Origin of the sequence: Rheinheimera sp. UJ63 (assembly GCF_021568285.1) — a bacterium.
In the GTDB taxonomy this organism is placed as follows: domain Bacteria; phylum Pseudomonadota; class Gammaproteobacteria; order Enterobacterales; family Alteromonadaceae; genus Alishewanella; species Alishewanella maricola.
Genome location: NZ_JAKGTQ010000002.1, coordinates 357,643 through 374,503, shown reverse-complemented (window position 1 = coordinate 374,503; position 16,861 = coordinate 357,643). Strand labels below are relative to the sequence as shown.

Sequence of the window (16,861 nt, the reverse complement as noted above, 5' to 3'; positions counted from 1 at the left end):
TTACTCCTGGGTTACTATGAGCTTATGCTGCAGCATCTGCCCTAAAAACAGCTGCACATCTGTTTCGCACTGTTCAGCCGTAACCTGATATTTCTGTTGCAACGATGAACAAAGCTGCGCAAACGCCATCGGAGCTTCAAGTAGATTCCATATGTCCGCAGCGATCGTATTTAACCCCAGATACTGGCCTTGCTCTTCTGACAGCATCACCAATTCATCACCCATTTGTGCAAATACTACCTCTGGATTGCGGCAATAATGTTTTATGTTATTTTGCATTAATATTTTCCTGCTTTACTTCAACAATGTGATCTGCCCACTGTGCAGCATCTTCTTTATGGCTAATTAGCAACACCGTTATGTGTGGTGTTAACTGTTTTAGGTTATCCAACCATATTTGCTCGGTTTGATTATCTAATGCATTGCTGGCTTCATCTAAGATTAACAGCGACGGTTTGCGGCATAGCGCTCTGGCTAAAATAACACGCTGTCGCTGCCCGCCTGATAGCGCAATGCCCCGCTCACCTACTGTCGTATCAAGCCCTTCTGGCAAACTAAAAATAAAAGTGGCCGCCGCTTGCTCGCATATATCTCTTAGCTGTTCGTCTGTATCGTGTTGGCCAGCAAAAGCCGACCCCCAGACAATGTTGTCCCTAATGGTTGCATCAAATAAAAAAGGCTCTTGCGTGATATAGATCACTTGCTGCCGCCACGCCAACAATGCTAAGTCGTCTAACGCCTTACCATCAAGACATAGCTGCCCTTGTTGTACATTAACTAAACCACTAAGAATGTCCGCTATAGTCGTTTTACCACTACCCGACGGCCCTTGTAATAAGGTAATTTCACCTACAGGTAAATACAGTGATACATGACTAACGCCACGGCCAGAGGGATACCTGTAACAGGCATCTCGCAGCGCAATTTCAACTTGAGGCGCAGCTAAATTAACCGTTGCGTTACCACTTTCCGCATGGCGTTGGAATAGCATAAGGCTTTGATGAATATCCGTAAATGCCGGCAATGTATGCAATAACCGCTGCAAGCTGTTTTGCATGTCTAGCAACAGTGGCATTAAGCGGATAAAAATCACCACCAATAACGTTAACGTCGCTAGTGGCAACGTTAGCCAAAATAACCCGCCATAAGCCATAATGCACACCACAGCCGCAGTAATGATGCTAAACAAAAACTGATTACGGCCACTCTTTCGCTGATAATTAAGCTGGTTATCTCGCAACAGAAGTTGTTGCTGTGCAAAAGTGCTCGCTTGCACCGACTCTTGCTGAAAGGTTTTTATGGTTTTTAAGCCATTTAAATAAAATAATACTCGGTTATACAGCTGCCGCTGCGTCTGAGTAAGGCTTTCACCTAAGTTCAAAGCATTATGGTTAATACCCCGCAAAAAAAATAAAGTCCCGCCACCCAGCAGCAACGCTAGCAGCACAGCCATGGGGGCAAGCTTAAGTGCGACAAAAAGGTAGGTGATAATTAAGATGGCTGATGTAGCAATTTTAAGCACATAAAAGGTCGCCATGCCGACTCGTTGCATACCAGTTGTTAACTGCTCAATAATCTGTTCATGCGCCACCTGCGAACTGTATTGCCAACGCGAGTGCAGCATGGCGTTAAACAAAGTCGCCCGTAACTGATCTGAGGAATGCAGGCGAATCAGAGCCATATAGTTTTCACGCACAAAAATGATGCCAGCACGAAAACACAACAACAAGAAAAACAACAGTAATAATATTGCCGGCTCAACTAATTGTGGCAAGGTTTGAAAAACAGCAGGCAGTTGCGCCGTGACCGAACTATCGCCGGTAAGTGCCCCCAGTAATGGCAGCAACATAAACAGGCCTAACCCTTCGGTAATAGCCGCGATTAATAATAAACAAAAACCCACAACAAGCTGGCGGCCAGAGGTGGCGATAAGATAGCGGATATATTGCTTTAACTGATTAAAAAACAAAGCGACTATTTCCTATTGATTTGGCTACAGCTTATTTATTAGCGGAGAACGGCTGGCTGACATAGCTGGCGACCACAGTAAACTGAGCAAAGCTATTGCCTCCACATACCACTACCGGCCCAGCGATTAACCATGCATGCGCTTTAAGCTGCTGAGCAGGATCGCGTGCAACCCCAAAAAAAAGGGTGTAAGGTAACCCCCACCAGCTTAACCACACTTTGGCAGTAATCGCCTGAGCGAAGCAATTCGCTTTCCAAGGGCAATAATGACTGGTAATAGCAATCAGTTGCTTCAGGTTACGCAACCGCTGAAGATGCTGCGGTGCAACTAAGGGTAATACTGGCGCATCGGCGCGACATCCCAATAAAGGGGCAAGCTTGCGAAATGGTAACAAGAGAACAATAACACGGGAAAGGCCTAGTAAAACCCAGGTAATTGGCATTAGCCAGCGCACAGCTAGCGGTATCTGCGTAAAGCTATGATATTTACGACGCAGTGTCATTGGAACGCTTAACGTTATGCTGGGCTATTAATTGCGACAATACTCTAACAAGATAACGCAGGACCTTATAGCAGGGAAAGGCAGGCAAAAATAAATAATTCAACGGGAAGGTAAGACGATTTAACAACCTTACATCGTCCATATTGGGCCAAAACACCATATTGAATAATAAACGTGCATTATAACTGAGGTTTGACATGAGAAAAAAAGGTTTTATTACTGACTGAAGCGTAGCGCGCTTGGGAAATAAAGCTAGTTGCCAACTAGTGAGCACAGCCTCGACACGTTTTTGTTCAGCGAAACTTGACTGTATAGTTATTGGCAATAAATTGCTATAGCACTGCTTTATTAACAACAACATTAACCTTAACTGCGAAGCAACACTGTATTTATTTGCCAGCGCTTCAGCGCTTATTTGCCAATCCGGTACAGTTTGTTGTAGCTTTAACGCATAAGCTGCAACGTCAACTAACCACTTAATGCGATGACACTTACTTTTTGCAGCGTGCACACAAAGGTATACAAACTCATCTACTGAAAAACCAACTGGCTGTGTTAAATACTGCTTAGCCATGTACTGGCTAAACTTGCAGTGTGCATTATCCAAACGCCAGTGCAACTCCAGAATAGTGCCGTCAGGCTTGGTAAACACGCAGTCTTTTTGCAGCGCTTGACGAATGCGCGAACCTAAACCGGTTGTAGGTAGTTCAGCAAACTCGGAAACAAAACCAAATTGCATGAGTAACAAAGACGCTTGGTCTTTATCATCAAAACTGATCAACAAATCAATGTCTTTTGAGAAACGCCAAGCAATGTCTTGGTAAAGTTGCTGACTTAACGCTAAGCCTTTAAAAAAACGATGTGTAATTCCCGCATCGTTAAACGCCTTTTGCAAACGGCTTTGTTGAAAATACTGCTGCCGAACAGTTTGTAGCTGTTGCGTTGTTTGCTGCTGCAGCTGCTCTAAAAAAGCCGCAGTGAGTAGCAGCTTCCATTCAGGCAACAAATTTCTACTTACCACAAGCGCCACTCGATGAAAGCGAATCAAATAGATAAATTTTTCCTGATTCACCTTCGTCAACAGCGCTAAAATGCTTTCGGGCCAATGTGACACGGCGTTGGGGAAGCTCAATAACGCCAGCAATTTCAGTTCAACACTGCTGTTTGAGATATCTGTTTCCATATTTATAAGCTAATACCTATAAGCCCAGAAATAGCATTCAAGACTTAATATTTCAGCGCTAAAACCAAAAACCTTAATGTATATTTGCACTTTCAGCAGATTTCAGATTAAGTATTGTAATTAACCATTAAGCAATTAAAGAAAACTTGGATGCCTCATAGAACCCAGCAAAGAGTTGGCGTTTCAAGCTTACTCATTTCTTAATGCGATCACCGCTACCTTTACCGACTACAGTCATAAAAATATATTTAAAATAATCAGCAAGCGTTAGCTTTTGCAACATCTTGGCGTCGATTTCAGCTAAAAGCTCTGGCGTAGACATATCAATTTCATTCACTTGCGCTAAGCCAGTAATACCTGGGCGCGCCCTAAACACACCCATTTTTTCTCTAGCTGCCGTTAACTCTTCTTGGTTAAACAAACCAGGGCGAGGCCCAACTAAACTCATCTCGCCTTTTAATACATTCCAAAGTTGTGGTAATTCATCCAGCTTAGTTTTACGCAAAAAACCACCGAATGGCGTTATGGCACTACTACTGGCTAAATGGCTAGCTACTGAAGCGGTATCTTTTTTCATGGTACGAAATTTTACCAAGGTAAAAGGCTTTTTATTACGCCCTACTCGTACTTGCCGAAAAATAGGGGAACCTGTATCAAAAAAACCAATAATTGCAAGAATAATCAACACCGGAAAACCGAATACCAAACCACAAAAAGAAAAAATAATATCTAACAACCGAATCAACATATCACCTCAAAAATAAAAAAATCAACACTCAATACTTAACACTATTTACTCGCTGCGAAACAGCGACTAATCCCCTCTTCTACAGAGACCGGCGGCTTCCAGCCTAAAGTGTCTTTTGTATGCCTTATATCCACCTGCAAGTTGCCGCAAAGCCTATCAACAATTGCTCGCTTCCCAGTTAGCTTACCAACTAGTTTGAACCAACTCATTGGCAAAGGTATTAACCAAGGCTTTTTGCCCGCTGCTCGAGTCATCATTTGTAATAATTCTGTAGTCGAAATATCCCGATCATCACTCACTAAAAAGGTTTGATTAGCGGCTTTAGGATGGTCGATACAGGTAATAATTAAATCGACTAAATTATCTAAGGCAACCATACTACGACAGTTATGTATCGCACCAAGAGGTAATGGTAGATTTTTCTTAGCAAATTTTAACATCGCCGCAAAATTAGCTTTTACTCCCGGGCCATAAACCAATGGTGGGCGAATGACGACGACTTCCATTCCCGTATCCGCTGCAATTTGCTTTAGTCCAACTTCAGCTTCAGCTTTGGAAACGCCATAAGGATCTGATGCGTTTGTCTGGTCAAAAGGGGTGTAGGGCCTAGCTGGTAAAGTACCTTCGCCATTTACTTTAATAGAGCTGATAAAGATAAAACGCTTTACACCTAGCGCTGCGGCCTGACTTGCTAAATTTAATGTACCATCTACATTTACCACTCGATATGCGGCTAATGGATCTGCCGCTGCATCTTCCATTACGTGCACTCTCGCAGCTGCATGAATAACTACATCAGCGCTTTCTAAACAATCAGAAAAATCAGTTTTTGGATTAATTGATTTTTCATAAAATTTTTCTGTCTGTTCTGGCAATTTTCTGCGACCAACCAACCTCAAAGAATGTTCAGATATAGCATTAACTAAAGCTTGCCCGACAAAACCGGTATGACCGGTAACAACGATATTCAAGAGTTCTCTCCAAGAGTAACTTGTTCAATAATCTGCCCAGCAACAGACTCAACAGAAAAATATTTTTGGAGAAGTTGCCTTGCAGCTATACCTGTATTAGCACGTAACTCTGTTGAAGAAAGTAACTTTTGGGCAGCCAAGAAAAAAGCCTCATCATCTCCATTCTCAAAAACAAAACCGGCCTTATGTTGATTGATTAGCTCTATAACATCATTTCCACGATTAACACTCCCTAATATAGGTAATGACTCAACCATGTAGCCTAGTAATTTACCTGGGAAATTATGGGCAGTATGTTTTGCTGACAGTGAAAATAAACCGATGTCAGTTTGCGTTAATAATTCTCGATAAACCTGTTGCGATACAGAAGGCTTAATAGTGACATTACTTAGCTGCCACTCCTCTTTAAGTTGATGAATCAAACTAACTTCATCGCCTTGACCTACAAATAAAAAATGTGCTTCTGGCATATTGATCATTGATTTCGCCAGACGCATCAAATTTGCCATATCCTGAGCATGACCAATGTTTCCACCATAAAAAAACACAATTTTATCAGCAAGCCCCCAAGCTTTACGCCAATCAGTACCTACACTTTCACGTTCTAGTGGTCGTGTATCTGCCCAGTTCATGAGAATTTTGACATTAGAGTATCCTGGATGTAACTGATTAAAAAGCTTAAGGTTAGCTTCCGACATAACGCCAATACAATCAGATGCCCGATAGTTTAAACGTTCAAAATAACGGAAATAACGTGTAATTAATGAACCTTCTTTAATCATCCCTTGATCGATTACCCATTGCGGAAACATGTCTCGCAATATTAAATACACATAAGCACCGTGTGCTTTAAGCCTCTTAGCTAAAGGACCAAAGAAAATAGTAGGTGAATAGTTGATACAGGCATCAAAGGGCTGCTTTTTAACTTTAGACTTAATTGCAAGCCATGCATTAATGGGCAGCAATGATTCATTAATTGCTCGTTTAACCTTACCAATTCCTCGTGTTCGACCGGTACGAAAACGCCAAACCTCAACACCGTCATAAACATCGATAATCAGTTTTAGTTGTTGCTCAGGTTCACCAGGGGTAATAATAACCACCTGATGACCATTTTTTTGTAATTCATGCGCTAACTCATGAAACATTTTGGCATGAACTAAAGTGCTTGAAGGCAAATAAGCATCTGGTAATAAAGCAAATCTCATGTTAGTACTGCTTCCATACCACACGCATAACGTAATCACGGTAACTGTGAATTATTCTGACGACCTTGTCAGACACATTTGGCATACTATAGTCATATACAGGCCGCAGTAAACGAACTGCACCAGAAGGTTGTGAATCAAGAACCTGCAAAGCCTGAAAAACGCGTTCTACTTCAAGCCCTACCATCATCACTGATGCTTCTTCAAAAGCTTCTGGCCGCTCATGTGCTTCACGAATGTTTAGCGCCGGGAAGTTCATAATGGACGATTCTTCACTAATGGTGCCGCTATCAGACAAAACGGTCTTAGCCGATTTTTGTAGTTTGTTGTAGTCGTGAAAGCCCAGCGGCTTCAACAACTGTACCAATGGATGAAAACTTAAACCTTGCTCTTCAATACGCTTCCGAGTACGAGGATGTGTTGATACTATGACAGGCAATCCATATTTTTCAGCAAGGCCGTTTAAAATAGCGGCAAGTTTGTGTAAATTTTTTGGTGAATCAACGTTTTCTTCCCGGTGCGCACTAATCACAAAAAACTCGCGCGCGGTTAAACCCAGGCGGTTTAGTACATCTGAGCCATCAATTTGCGGCATATAATGGTGTAGCACTTCAAACATTGGGCTACCGGTTTTAATAACACGGTCTGCCGGAATGCCTTCAGCCAGCAAGTAGTCGCGGGCAATGCTGCTATAGGTAAGATTAATATCCGCAGTATGATCAACAATACGACGATTAATTTCCTCTGGAACACGCATATCAAAGCAACGATTGCCTGCTTCCATATGGAATGTAGGGATCTTACGCCGTTTGGCAGGGATAACTGCCATACAGCTATTGGTATCGCCAAGCACCATCATGGCGTCGGGGTTAACTTCGGCCAGCACTTTATCTACGGCAATAATCACATTACCAATAGTCTCAGCTCCGGTGCTACCTGCGGCATTTAAAAAGTAATCGGGCTTGCGTACACCTAAGTCATCAAAGAAAACCTGATTAAGCTCAAAATCGTAGTTCTGGCCGGTATGAACAATAACATGCTCGCAATGTGCATCCAGTGCGGCCATAACGCGAGAAAGCCGAATAATTTCCGGGCGGGTGCCCACTACGGTCATTACTTTAAGTTTGTTCATTAATTACACCTTGTAAGCAACAGTATCTGGGCGTTCACGATCAAAGTTTTCATTCGCCCACAGCATTACCACCATTTCATCATCGCCAATGTTAGTAATGTCGTGTGACCAACCAGGAACGGTTTCCACAATCTCAGGCATATCACCGGTGGTAAAAATTTCGATCACCTCATCGGTAACGATATGGCGAAATCCAAAACGTGCCTTACCTTTAATCACAAGAAACTTTTCAGTTTTAACATGGTGGTAATGACCACCACGGGTTACCCCTGGATGAGCAGTAAAAAATGAAAATTGGCCTGAATCGCGGGTTTTTAGCATTTCCACAAAGCAGCCACGCTTGTCTTCATGTTTGGTTAGGCTGTAATTAAACTTATCTGGCGGGATATAGCTAATATAGGTGGCGTACAACACACGGGTGAAACCCTCACCCACCGGCTCTGTGATCAGGCTTTCGCGGCTATCACGGAACTTGTATAACTGGTCAACTAACTCACCCAGAGTGACTTGATAAACAGGATCAACACTGACATATAGCTGCTCTTCTGATTGTTGGCGTAAAATCTTTAAAAAAGACGTTACCACAGCCCCAATATGCACCAACTGTAATTTAGCAGAAGGATCGTTCACCTGTATCGGTAAACCACGGCTGATATTATGACAAAAGGTTGCCACCGCCGAGTTATAATTAGGTTTACACCATTTACCAAACACATTGGGCAAACGATAAATATAAACCTTATTGCCCGTGTCTAAGTGCAAATTAAGCAAATGCATTTCGGCCATGAGCTTACTTTTACCATAGGCGTTATTGCGCTCTGCCTGAATGGACGAGGTTAACGCTATAGGGATTTTACGGCCACTTTGCCGTATAGCATGGCAAAGGGCAGCTGTAAGATCGGCATTACCCACGGCAAAGTCATTTTCATCAAGTGGGCGGTTTACTCCAGCTAAATGAAAGATAAAGTCGGCGTTATTAATTAATGCAGGTAAATCTGCCAGCGCCATATCGTGGGTAAACTTTAGCACCTCAATATCAGGGTTACGCTGCAAACTTATAATCAGGTTTTTACCAATAAAACCATTAGCGCCGGTTACTAATACTCTCATTATTTAATCCTCTGCTGTTGCCATTTCACCGCGGGTTATTGCCTGAATAAAATCCAGCTTAAGCAGCAGTTGCTTCATACCGGCTACGTTTAAACGCTCAGTATTGTGAGAGTTGTAATCTTCAAGCTCGTTAATCTTTTGATCGCCTTGGTCAAAAAACTTACCATAATTAAGATCACGGTTATCTGGTGGTACACGGTAGTAATCGCCCATATCAATAGCACAAGCACGCTCTTCGCGACTTAATAGCGCTTCAAACAACTTTTCACCATGGCGGGTACCAATAACATTTACCGGATGCTCAGACTTTTGCATCAGCTCTAGCAAGGCGTGAGTTAAAACTTCAATCGTTGCCGCCGGCGCCTTTTGTACAAAGATATCGCCGTTATCACCATGTTCAAAGGCATACAACACCAGATCGACTGCGTCTTCTAGTGTCATCATAAAGCGCGTCATATTTGGATCGGTTATGGTAATGGGCTTGCCGGCACGCACTAGGTCAACAAACAGCGGAATAACAGAGCCACGCGACGCCATAACATTGCCATAACGGGTGCCACAAATTACGGTTTTAGCCGGGTCGAGGTTACGGGATTTAGCCACCATCACCTTTTCCATCATGGCTTTAGAAATACCCATGGCATTAATAGGATAAACAGCCTTATCGGTACTCAAGCACACAACACGTGATACACCGTTAACAATGGCCGCTTCCAGTACATTCTCTGTACCTACCACATTAGTTTTAACCGCTTCCATAGGATAAAATTCACAGCTTGGTACTTGCTTTAATGCAGCGGCATGGTAAATAAAATCTACACCACGGGTCGCATTTAGCACGCTGTTATAATCACGTACATCGCCGATGTAAAACTTCAGCTTAGGATGATTATACTTTTTACGCATATCATCTTGTTTTTTCTCATCGCGGCTGAAAATACGGATTTCTGCGATATCGGTGTCTAGAAACCGTCGCAGGACGGCATTACCAAAAGAACCGGTGCCGCCGGTTATAAGAAGTGTTTTATTATTGAACATTATAAAGAAACCTTATTAATGACATCTACATATATTAAAGCACGATCAACTGGACTGGAAAATTTGATAGCGTACATTCTAGCAGCAAGTCTTTCCTCGAGATCTCGTCCCCACTTATCATCTATATATTTACTAATTACTTCAGCCGCATCATTTGGGTCTAATGGATTAAAATAATAAGCATATTCACCACAAACATCTCTATTAAAAGGCATGTCAGACGCAAATAAAACTCGACATGAAGCTAACGCCTCAAGAGGAGTTGCTGAAAAACATTCTAGAAGTGAAGGAAAAATAACAGCATCGAAGGATAAATATGTGTCTAAACAATCATCAACACTTTTGGGGCCTAAATTAATAACATTTTGTTGAAAAAAATCTGAATGAGAATTAAATTCAGTCTCATTGAATGTCACACAAAAATCAATATCTTTACCATATTTATGCAGCAATACAGCTTTGACTTCGGGGATTATACATATGTTTTTGTGAAAATAATTTCGCGAAATCAATCCAATAGTAAATTTTTTTTTAGATAACGAGCCTGAATACAGTAAAGTGTTATCTAATTCAATATAGGACCTCGAAATACAATTGTATGCAATATGAATGTTTTCTTTAGAGCCTAAACCTTTAGAAAGCATTCCGTTTTTAACATGTTCTAATTCAACAACATATACATCAGCAGTTTTAAAAAACTGCTTTTTAATCCAAAACCCTAGCCTTGTCTTAATAGAAGAAAAAAAACCAAGTCTTTGGTAAAGGACTGTATTGTTATAAATTATCCAAGGCTGGGCGAAGCCAACTATTTTTTTTGATTTTATAAATGGCAGATAGTCAGGACCAAAAAGTGTGAAGATTAATTCAAAATTTGAAAATATAACTCTTTTAGATGGAAGTAAAGCACCTAATCCAAAAACATCTAACTCGACAATCTTATACACCGACTTAATATCCTGAAGTGAATGAGACAAATTTATCTTCACTTCAGTAGAAATTAAAATAGTAATGTCTTTAGAATCGAAGAAATTTTTAAGATTCACAATTTCTCTTAGAAATGAAGTAGCAACCTGAACAGCACCTCCATTATGTAAGTTTGACATGTTTATACATATTTTTTTCATTGATACAGTGACCTTCAACTAATTTAAAGCATTTATAAAGTTGTTAACTTTAGATTGAATATTAGCGTTGTAGCGAATAGTGTTAACAGAAGCTTCTGACATAAATAATTGATGATCAACATCATCCAAATAAGCTTCTAGCTTTGATACGAAGTCACTAAGATCACCTTCTCTGTAAATTATGGCATTAAGTCCATGTTGGAGAATATCAAATTCGGATGCCTGATTAACAATGCTATCATCTGTCATAACCGGAACGCCAAAACCTAAAGAGTGATGTGCACTTAAACCAATACAAGTTGGAACAACAGAAATTTTAGCTACAGAAAACCACAAAGATAAAACCTTCTTATCGTAGCATGGACCAAGAAGCTTAATATTACTTTCGAGTCCGAGAAACTTAACTCGTGAATTAAGATCATCAAAAAGCTCACCTCCACCTATTAAAACAAAAACAATATTGCTATTTTTCTTGAGCATTTCTTGAGCAACATCAATTACGAAACCAGGATTTTTGTAGCTAGATAATCTCACAACCTGCAAAATAACAGATGCTTTATATAGATGATTATTTCGGATAAAATCATCTTTTTCTATTTGAGAAATTTCAACGATCTCTGAATCATTATCTATTGCAGTGCCAATTATATTAATTTTGCTGTTGTCAACACCAATAGATTCTAATGTTAAGGCACCACGACGTGAATAACAAAATAATTTAGCTGAAAAGAAGCCAAAGAGCTTATAAGCTGTGCGAGAAAAAATATTCATACCACCAATTCTATGAAACATACCATATGAAGCTGCCCAAATTCCTGAAAGCTTTAAATAAAACAACAAAAACCATATAGAAATATCTTTAGGATTAGCATATAAGACAACTTTATCGGCTTTAATTTGCTTGATAGTATTAACTAAACCCGTCCTGTAATAAAAATTATAAAAACTATAAAATGGAATATTTATTAGTTCATATTTCCTATTAGATTTTTTAAGAGTAAAAACATCTTCATCAGAATCAGTATCGGCAATAACATAAACATCGTACTCATTACAAAGTTTCATTGAAATCGAGTTGAAAAAAAATTCGTTGTAATGAGGTATTATGTTAGTAACAAATACAAGCTTTTTTTTTGACATTTTCACAGCAAACCTTTAATTATTAATTAATATTAAAAACGACTTTTATTAATCATTTTGGATAATAGAAATACAACAAACCACGCAGTAAAAATACCCAGTATGTTAGAAACTCCTGTCACAAGATCACCACGCAAGGTTATAAATAGCATTGGTGCCATTATAAAATAGCTTAAAACATAAAACTTATCTCTAAGGTTCAAAGAGTTCAATGAAATCTTCATTAGCGGATTAAAATAACAATCAAAGAATTTTGTAATGCAACCAAGGCATATTGCAAAAAGAAATGCCCCTAAAAACCCAAAATTTAACCAGCCTTCAGCAAAAATATTGGCACTCATATTTGTAAAATAAGCCCCTAAAGACTGACCAATTTCGACACCAGAACTTAGTGGTTTGTCAGGCCAATACTTCCTTGGCACCCAGAAAAACAAAACTATTAACAATTGATTACCATAAGTTATAATATTATTAGTCATTACCTGTGCAAAAGTTTGAAATGAATCGAAGTGCCCCTCTACAAAGAATCTTAAATCACCTATGGAAACTAACTTAAACTCCTCATTAGTTGAAAACCTGCGAAATGAGTTTAATAGAGGAAAGATGAACAATACTGACAGCGTTAAAAAGTAAAAATAATTGACGCCTCTTCTCAGGATAGGAAAAATTATGAACAATATTGGAATGTATAAAGCTGCAGCAAAAAATCTTGGTAAAGAAGTCGGAAAAGCTGTTATCAGAGCAATAAGGAACAAAAGAGTAATTTTTATTTTTCTTTTTAAACCATAAAGAAGAAAAAAACTTAAAAAACAAATCATTGGTAGAGGCCTGATAAACCTTTCAATAATTAACTTTTTAGGCCCCCAATCTTGCGACTCAGTTACAAAATCACCACCTCTAAAGAACAAAGCTAATATATTCCTACCAAGTTCATCGAAAACCAAAACAAAACAAGAAATACCAGTCGCAAAGAAAACAAAAAAACACAAATTTTGGTTAATAACGTTACTTAATAAGCTAGCTTGGTGAGGCGAACCACACTTGTTATAAGAAAGTAAATTATGACTTTTTTTAAAAAATGATAAAGCATAGAATGAAGCGTAAACTAAATTAAAAAAGAAAATATATACACCAGCTTTGAAGATATCAAAATCACTTAATTTAGGCATACCAAAATAGCTTTTGACACCATAATTAATTTCTATAATTGGGACTATACCAAAAAATAATAGCGAAAAGACCCAATATGTTTGTCCCAATAGACCTTTTGAGAACAATACAAATATAAATGATTGAAGAGTTATAATCAAAAAAACCACGAAGCCAGAAGAAGAAATAAGCAAATCAGGATGCATTTGCACAATAAACAACGCTACAAATGTAAAAATAAAAAAAAGCGGAATAGGGTTTGCAGTTACTCTCATCAAAAATGACTTATTTTTAATATTATTAAAAACATAACGTTTTATTACCTTAAAAGATTAATTAAAAAAACACTTGAATTTTTTGATTTATAGCTAGATTTAAACCCAAATAAATTGAATAATTAAAACTACTCTGCTAGATTTAAGCTGGCACTTTTATAAATTCGTTATCATACCCCACAAGTAACAATTTCCATTTACAGTATGTAAGTTTAACTAATTTGTTATAACTTAAATAGTCACTCAAATTTTTTTATTCTTAAATGACGCTTGCTCTACTTTGACGAACCAAAATCGTTTTAATCTACCAAAAATCGCTCTATCTCTGAGTTAACTCAATATGCACTAACATCGCCCATATTGGCTTTAAGAGTGTCAATATACACCGAAATTACTGTACAAAATCACCGAAACGCGCAGGTCAATCACCATTTCAACCACCTTTTCCTTGAATTTAGATTAAAAATTTCCATAACTACGTTTTAGTCATTTTACCCATCTAGCTGTCGAAATCTTATTTTGACCTTTTAGTCTCCCAAGATATATTAAACCAACTCACAATTTGGAATTCAGGACAAAAGGCACAAATGAAAGATTACTACACTAAATTTACAAGCCATAATTACTTATATTTAAGCTACAGAAATGTTACAAGTAGCATTTATCACTCCCTTAACAAATCACCTTTCGATTAAGTGTAATAAAAAATAATTAATAACAGCTTTTATATTTAAAATATAATAATTTCATATGGAAATCTTACAACTCAACATCAGTTAATTTATTAAAATCTTTCTAATCCACAGATTATAACTTCCTTTATTTGTTTTTTAAAAAATAATATACATAACATGAAAGTAAAAAAGTATAAAACCACCAAAAAAAAATCATTTAATCGCAAAATATTTATTATTAAACTCAGCATAACTAACCAAATCATAAACACGTACAACCGAAAACGTTCAAAACTAACCCATAGTTTTGAGCTTGCTTCTGTTCGAATGGTGAAGAATATGAAAAATGCTACCGCCGAAGCCATTGCAGCACCAGATGCACCATAAATAGGAACTAAAAACCAATTACCAAGCGCATTAACAATTAATGCGACAACGGCAGCTAACATTGAAAACATAGTTTTTCGTTTAATACCAATACCTATGCCTGTTGACTCAGAAACCGTATAAAGTAATGGAAAAGCTATAGCTGCAAGAAGAATATATTGAACTTTATTATATTCTGGAGGAAGGATGTAAGGTACCGCCCAAGAAAACATCCCAGCTAATGACCAAAGTAGAACAACGGCTAGCGTGACATAATCCATCACATTTTTTATTTTTTCTGGCTCAACGCCCTCAGCAGCCCATCTGTAAACTACTGGGGCCCAGACAGTTGAAAAAATAGCTTGAAAGACTAATGCTACACCTGCAAAACTTACAGCGATTGAATAAATGCCTAATTCTTCAAAGCTAGATAGACCGCGCAAGAATAACTTATCCATAGCCGTTAAACCCCAAAAAGCGACACCACTTCCAATTAAAGGAATACTATAACGAATCATCTCTGACTGTTTAGCCATATTAATTCTAGCTGTTAGTGCGGGTATCCAGTCTTTCCGTGCATTCCATGCGTATATTATAAAAACGGCAAATGTTGATAAAAAATTCGCCATAATCAGGTTATCAAAAATTGCTTCTGCACCAAGCCATAAATAACCCAGTAAAAGAACTAAAAAAATAACTTTTGGTAATAACTGACTCATGGAATAAGCTAAGCCGCGCTCTTGCATCCTGAGTATTAGGCTCAAAAAACGCGAACCGAACGAAAGTAAAATCGCAGCATAAAGCAAAAAATTAATAAAAAACGAATCGATGTCAAAAAGAATTAAGGATGGTGATAAAGGACTAAAACCAAGGCAAACTAAAAGAATCACTAGAATCATGAACCCTGGCAAAAAGACTGCTTTGAGTAATCCAGGTTTATCATTTACCTCATGAAACTCACGCACATATGCTTGATCCAAACCCAAGCTAAACAGTAACAATGAAAAGCCCACTGCTACATTGAGCATGGTTAAACGCCCAATATCATCTGGTGAAAATATCCACGCTACAATTGGTAAAGTAATCAGCCCTAATATAGCTGCACCGATTGGCCCAATTGCGAAATAGAAAATTTTTTTTGCGTTCAAGCAAAAAACTCCACTACAGCTTTGGCAACTTGAGACTGTTCTTTAGCACTCATACCAAAGTAGATAGGTAGCCTTGCAAGCCGTTCACTCTCGTTTGTAGTATGTTGGTCTTTACCGTTAAACTTAGTAAAACTTAATCCAGCAGGAGCAGAGTGAAGTGGAATATAGTGGAATACGGCGCTAATATCGTGAGCTTTTAGATGCTCAATAAATTGGGTACGTTGATCGAGATTTTTCAATTTAATATAAAACATATGCGCGTTGTGTTGACAATTATCTGGAACTGTAGGCAAAGAACATTCACCTAAAGGTAACTGCTTAAACAAATCGTGATAAGCATTCCAGGTTGCCAAACGGTTTAGATTGATTTCATTTGCTTTTTCTAACTGCCCCCACAAAAACGCGGCTTGAAGCTCGCTAGGCAAATAACTGCTTCCCACATCGACCCAAGTATATTTATCGACCTGACCACGAAAAAACTGGCTGCGATTTGTACCTTTTTCGCGAACCACTTCTGCTCGTTGCAAAAACCGCTGGTCATTGATGAGTAATAAACCACCTTCGCCACCACTAGTGTAGTTTTTAGTTTCATGAAAACTAAACGCGCCCAAATGCCCGATTGTTCCCAATGGTTTACCTTTGTATTTGCTCATCATGCCTTGCGCTGCATCTTCAACCACAAACAAGCCATAACGGTTGGCTATGTCCATAATAGCATCCATCTCGCAGCTTACCCCCGCATAGTGTACTGGAACAATCGCTTTTGTATTAGGGGTAATGGCCTCTTCTATTTTAGCCTCATCTATATTCATGGTATCAGGGCGAATGTCCACAAAGACAATTTTTGCGCCGCGTAAAACAAACGCATTAGCCGTGCTAACAAAGGTGTAACTTGGCATAATCACCTCATCGCCCGGCTGAATGTCGATCAATATTGCTGCCATTTCTAATGCGGCTGTGCAAGAGGGCGTTAGTAATGTTTTTAGGCAACCTAGCTTAAGCTCAAACCATGTTTGGCATTTTTTACCAAAAAAACCATCGCCTGAAATTTTACTACTTTGTATTGCTTGCAAAACATACTTTTGCTCATTGCCGGTTAAAGGTGGTTTATTGAAAGGTATCAT

15 protein-coding genes are annotated in these 16,861 nt (G+C 38.8%); all 15 read right to left on the bottom strand.

Annotation, left to right across the window (positions count from 1 at the left end; translation table 11 throughout):
- The 15 genes from L1N97_RS07820 to rffA all read right to left on the bottom strand — a co-directional run bounded on the left by L1N97_RS07820 (window position 1) and on the right by rffA (window position 16,861).
- Window positions 1-279, bottom strand: a complete 279-nt coding sequence (locus tag L1N97_RS07820) for a PqqD family peptide modification chaperone (RefSeq protein ID WP_236129394.1) — start codon at window positions 277-279, stop codon at window positions 1-3.
- A complete protein-coding gene (locus tag L1N97_RS07815) occupies window positions 269-1,969 on the bottom strand; it encodes an ATP-binding cassette domain-containing protein (RefSeq protein WP_236129393.1) in 1,701 nt (566 codons plus the stop codon). Before L1N97_RS07815 ends, L1N97_RS07820 begins: the two co-directional genes overlap by 11 nt.
- A 31-nt stretch (window positions 1,970-2,000) precedes the next feature.
- Entirely contained in the window at window positions 2,001-2,471 is a 471-nt protein-coding gene (locus L1N97_RS07810; RefSeq protein WP_236129392.1) for a lasso peptide biosynthesis B2 protein, read from the bottom strand.
- On the bottom strand, window positions 2,455-3,654 hold the full coding sequence (locus tag L1N97_RS07805) for a nucleotidyltransferase family protein (RefSeq protein WP_236129391.1): 1,200 nt from the start codon (window positions 3,652-3,654) through the stop codon (window positions 2,455-2,457). The genes L1N97_RS07810 and L1N97_RS07805 overlap by 17 nt, the downstream gene beginning before the upstream one ends.
- Before the next feature lie 193 nt (window positions 3,655-3,847).
- Entirely contained in the window at window positions 3,848-4,402 is a 555-nt protein-coding gene (locus tag L1N97_RS07800; protein ID WP_236129390.1) for a sugar transferase, read from the bottom strand.
- Between the two features lie 41 nt (window positions 4,403-4,443).
- Window positions 4,444-5,373, bottom strand: coding sequence for a UDP-glucose 4-epimerase family protein (locus L1N97_RS07795; RefSeq protein WP_236129389.1), 930 nt, complete (start codon window positions 5,371-5,373; stop codon window positions 4,444-4,446).
- The gene (locus L1N97_RS07790) at window positions 5,370-6,581 is read right to left on the bottom strand and encodes a glycosyltransferase family 4 protein (protein ID WP_236129388.1); all 1,212 of its coding nucleotides are present in this window, start codon (window positions 6,579-6,581) and stop codon (window positions 5,370-5,372) included. The genes L1N97_RS07795 and L1N97_RS07790 overlap by 4 nt, the downstream gene beginning before the upstream one ends.
- Before the next feature lies 1 nt (window position 6,582).
- On the bottom strand, window positions 6,583-7,713 hold the full coding sequence (wecB, locus tag L1N97_RS07785) for a non-hydrolyzing UDP-N-acetylglucosamine 2-epimerase (protein WP_236129387.1): 1,131 nt from the start codon (window positions 7,711-7,713) through the stop codon (window positions 6,583-6,585).
- A 3-nt stretch (window positions 7,714-7,716) separates the two neighbouring features.
- On the bottom strand, window positions 7,717-8,823 hold the full coding sequence (gene wbjC, locus L1N97_RS07780; RefSeq protein WP_236129386.1) for a UDP-2-acetamido-2,6-beta-L-arabino-hexul-4-ose reductase: 1,107 nt from the start codon (window positions 8,821-8,823) through the stop codon (window positions 7,717-7,719).
- Between the two features lie 3 nt (window positions 8,824-8,826).
- Window positions 8,827-9,861, bottom strand: a complete 1,035-nt coding sequence (locus L1N97_RS07775; protein WP_236129385.1) for a nucleoside-diphosphate sugar epimerase/dehydratase — start codon at window positions 9,859-9,861, stop codon at window positions 8,827-8,829.
- Entirely contained in the window at window positions 9,861-10,964 is a 1,104-nt protein-coding gene (locus L1N97_RS07770) for a glycosyltransferase (RefSeq protein ID WP_236129384.1), read from the bottom strand. Before L1N97_RS07770 ends, L1N97_RS07775 begins: the two co-directional genes overlap by 1 nt.
- Window positions 10,965-11,003: 39 nt before the next feature.
- Complete coding sequence (locus L1N97_RS07765; RefSeq protein ID WP_236129383.1) at window positions 11,004-12,125, bottom strand: glycosyltransferase; 1,122 nt, start codon at window positions 12,123-12,125, stop codon at window positions 11,004-11,006.
- A 32-nt stretch (window positions 12,126-12,157) separates the two neighbouring features.
- Window positions 12,158-13,549, bottom strand: a complete 1,392-nt coding sequence (locus tag L1N97_RS07760; protein WP_236129382.1) for a hypothetical protein — start codon at window positions 13,547-13,549, stop codon at window positions 12,158-12,160.
- A 784-nt stretch (window positions 13,550-14,333) separates the two neighbouring features.
- Window positions 14,334-15,737 (bottom strand): lipopolysaccharide biosynthesis protein, encoded by a 1,404-nt coding sequence (locus tag L1N97_RS07755; RefSeq protein WP_236129381.1) that lies wholly within the window; start codon window positions 15,735-15,737, stop codon window positions 14,334-14,336.
- A complete protein-coding gene (gene rffA, locus L1N97_RS07750) occupies window positions 15,734-16,861 on the bottom strand; it encodes a dTDP-4-amino-4,6-dideoxygalactose transaminase (RefSeq protein WP_236129380.1) in 1,128 nt (375 codons plus the stop codon). The genes L1N97_RS07755 and rffA overlap by 4 nt, the downstream gene beginning before the upstream one ends.

Bases quoted from the DNA above. Each gene is read 5' to 3' on its own strand.
- L1N97_RS07760 (WP_236129382.1), bottom strand. From the start codon at position 13,549: ATGAGAGTAACTGCAAACCCTATTCCGCTTTTTTTTATTTTTACATTT.
- L1N97_RS07820 (WP_236129394.1), bottom strand. From the start codon at position 279: ATGCAAAATAACATAAAACATTATTGCCGCAATCCAGAGGTAGTATTT.
- L1N97_RS07810 (WP_236129392.1), bottom strand. From the start codon at position 2,471: ATGACACTGCGTCGTAAATATCATAGCTTTACGCAGATACCGCTAGCT.
- L1N97_RS07765 (WP_236129383.1), bottom strand. From the start codon at position 12,125: ATGTCAAAAAAAAAGCTTGTATTTGTTACTAACATAATACCTCATTAC.
- L1N97_RS07805 (WP_236129391.1), bottom strand. From the start codon at position 3,654: ATGGAAACAGATATCTCAAACAGCAGTGTTGAACTGAAATTGCTGGCG.
- rffA (WP_236129380.1), bottom strand. From the start codon at position 16,861: ATGATACCTTTCAATAAACCACCTTTAACCGGCAATGAGCAAAAGTAT.
- L1N97_RS07790 (WP_236129388.1), bottom strand. From the start codon at position 6,581: ATGAGATTTGCTTTATTACCAGATGCTTATTTGCCTTCAAGCACTTTA.
- L1N97_RS07800 (WP_236129390.1), bottom strand. From the start codon at position 4,402: ATGTTGATTCGGTTGTTAGATATTATTTTTTCTTTTTGTGGTTTGGTA.
- wecB (WP_236129387.1), bottom strand. From the start codon at position 7,713: ATGAACAAACTTAAAGTAATGACCGTAGTGGGCACCCGCCCGGAAATT.
- L1N97_RS07775 (WP_236129385.1), bottom strand. From the start codon at position 9,861: ATGTTCAATAATAAAACACTTCTTATAACCGGCGGCACCGGTTCTTTT.
- wbjC (WP_236129386.1), bottom strand. From the start codon at position 8,823: ATGAGAGTATTAGTAACCGGCGCTAATGGTTTTATTGGTAAAAACCTG.
- L1N97_RS07770 (WP_236129384.1), bottom strand. From the start codon at position 10,964: ATGTCAAACTTACATAATGGAGGTGCTGTTCAGGTTGCTACTTCATTT.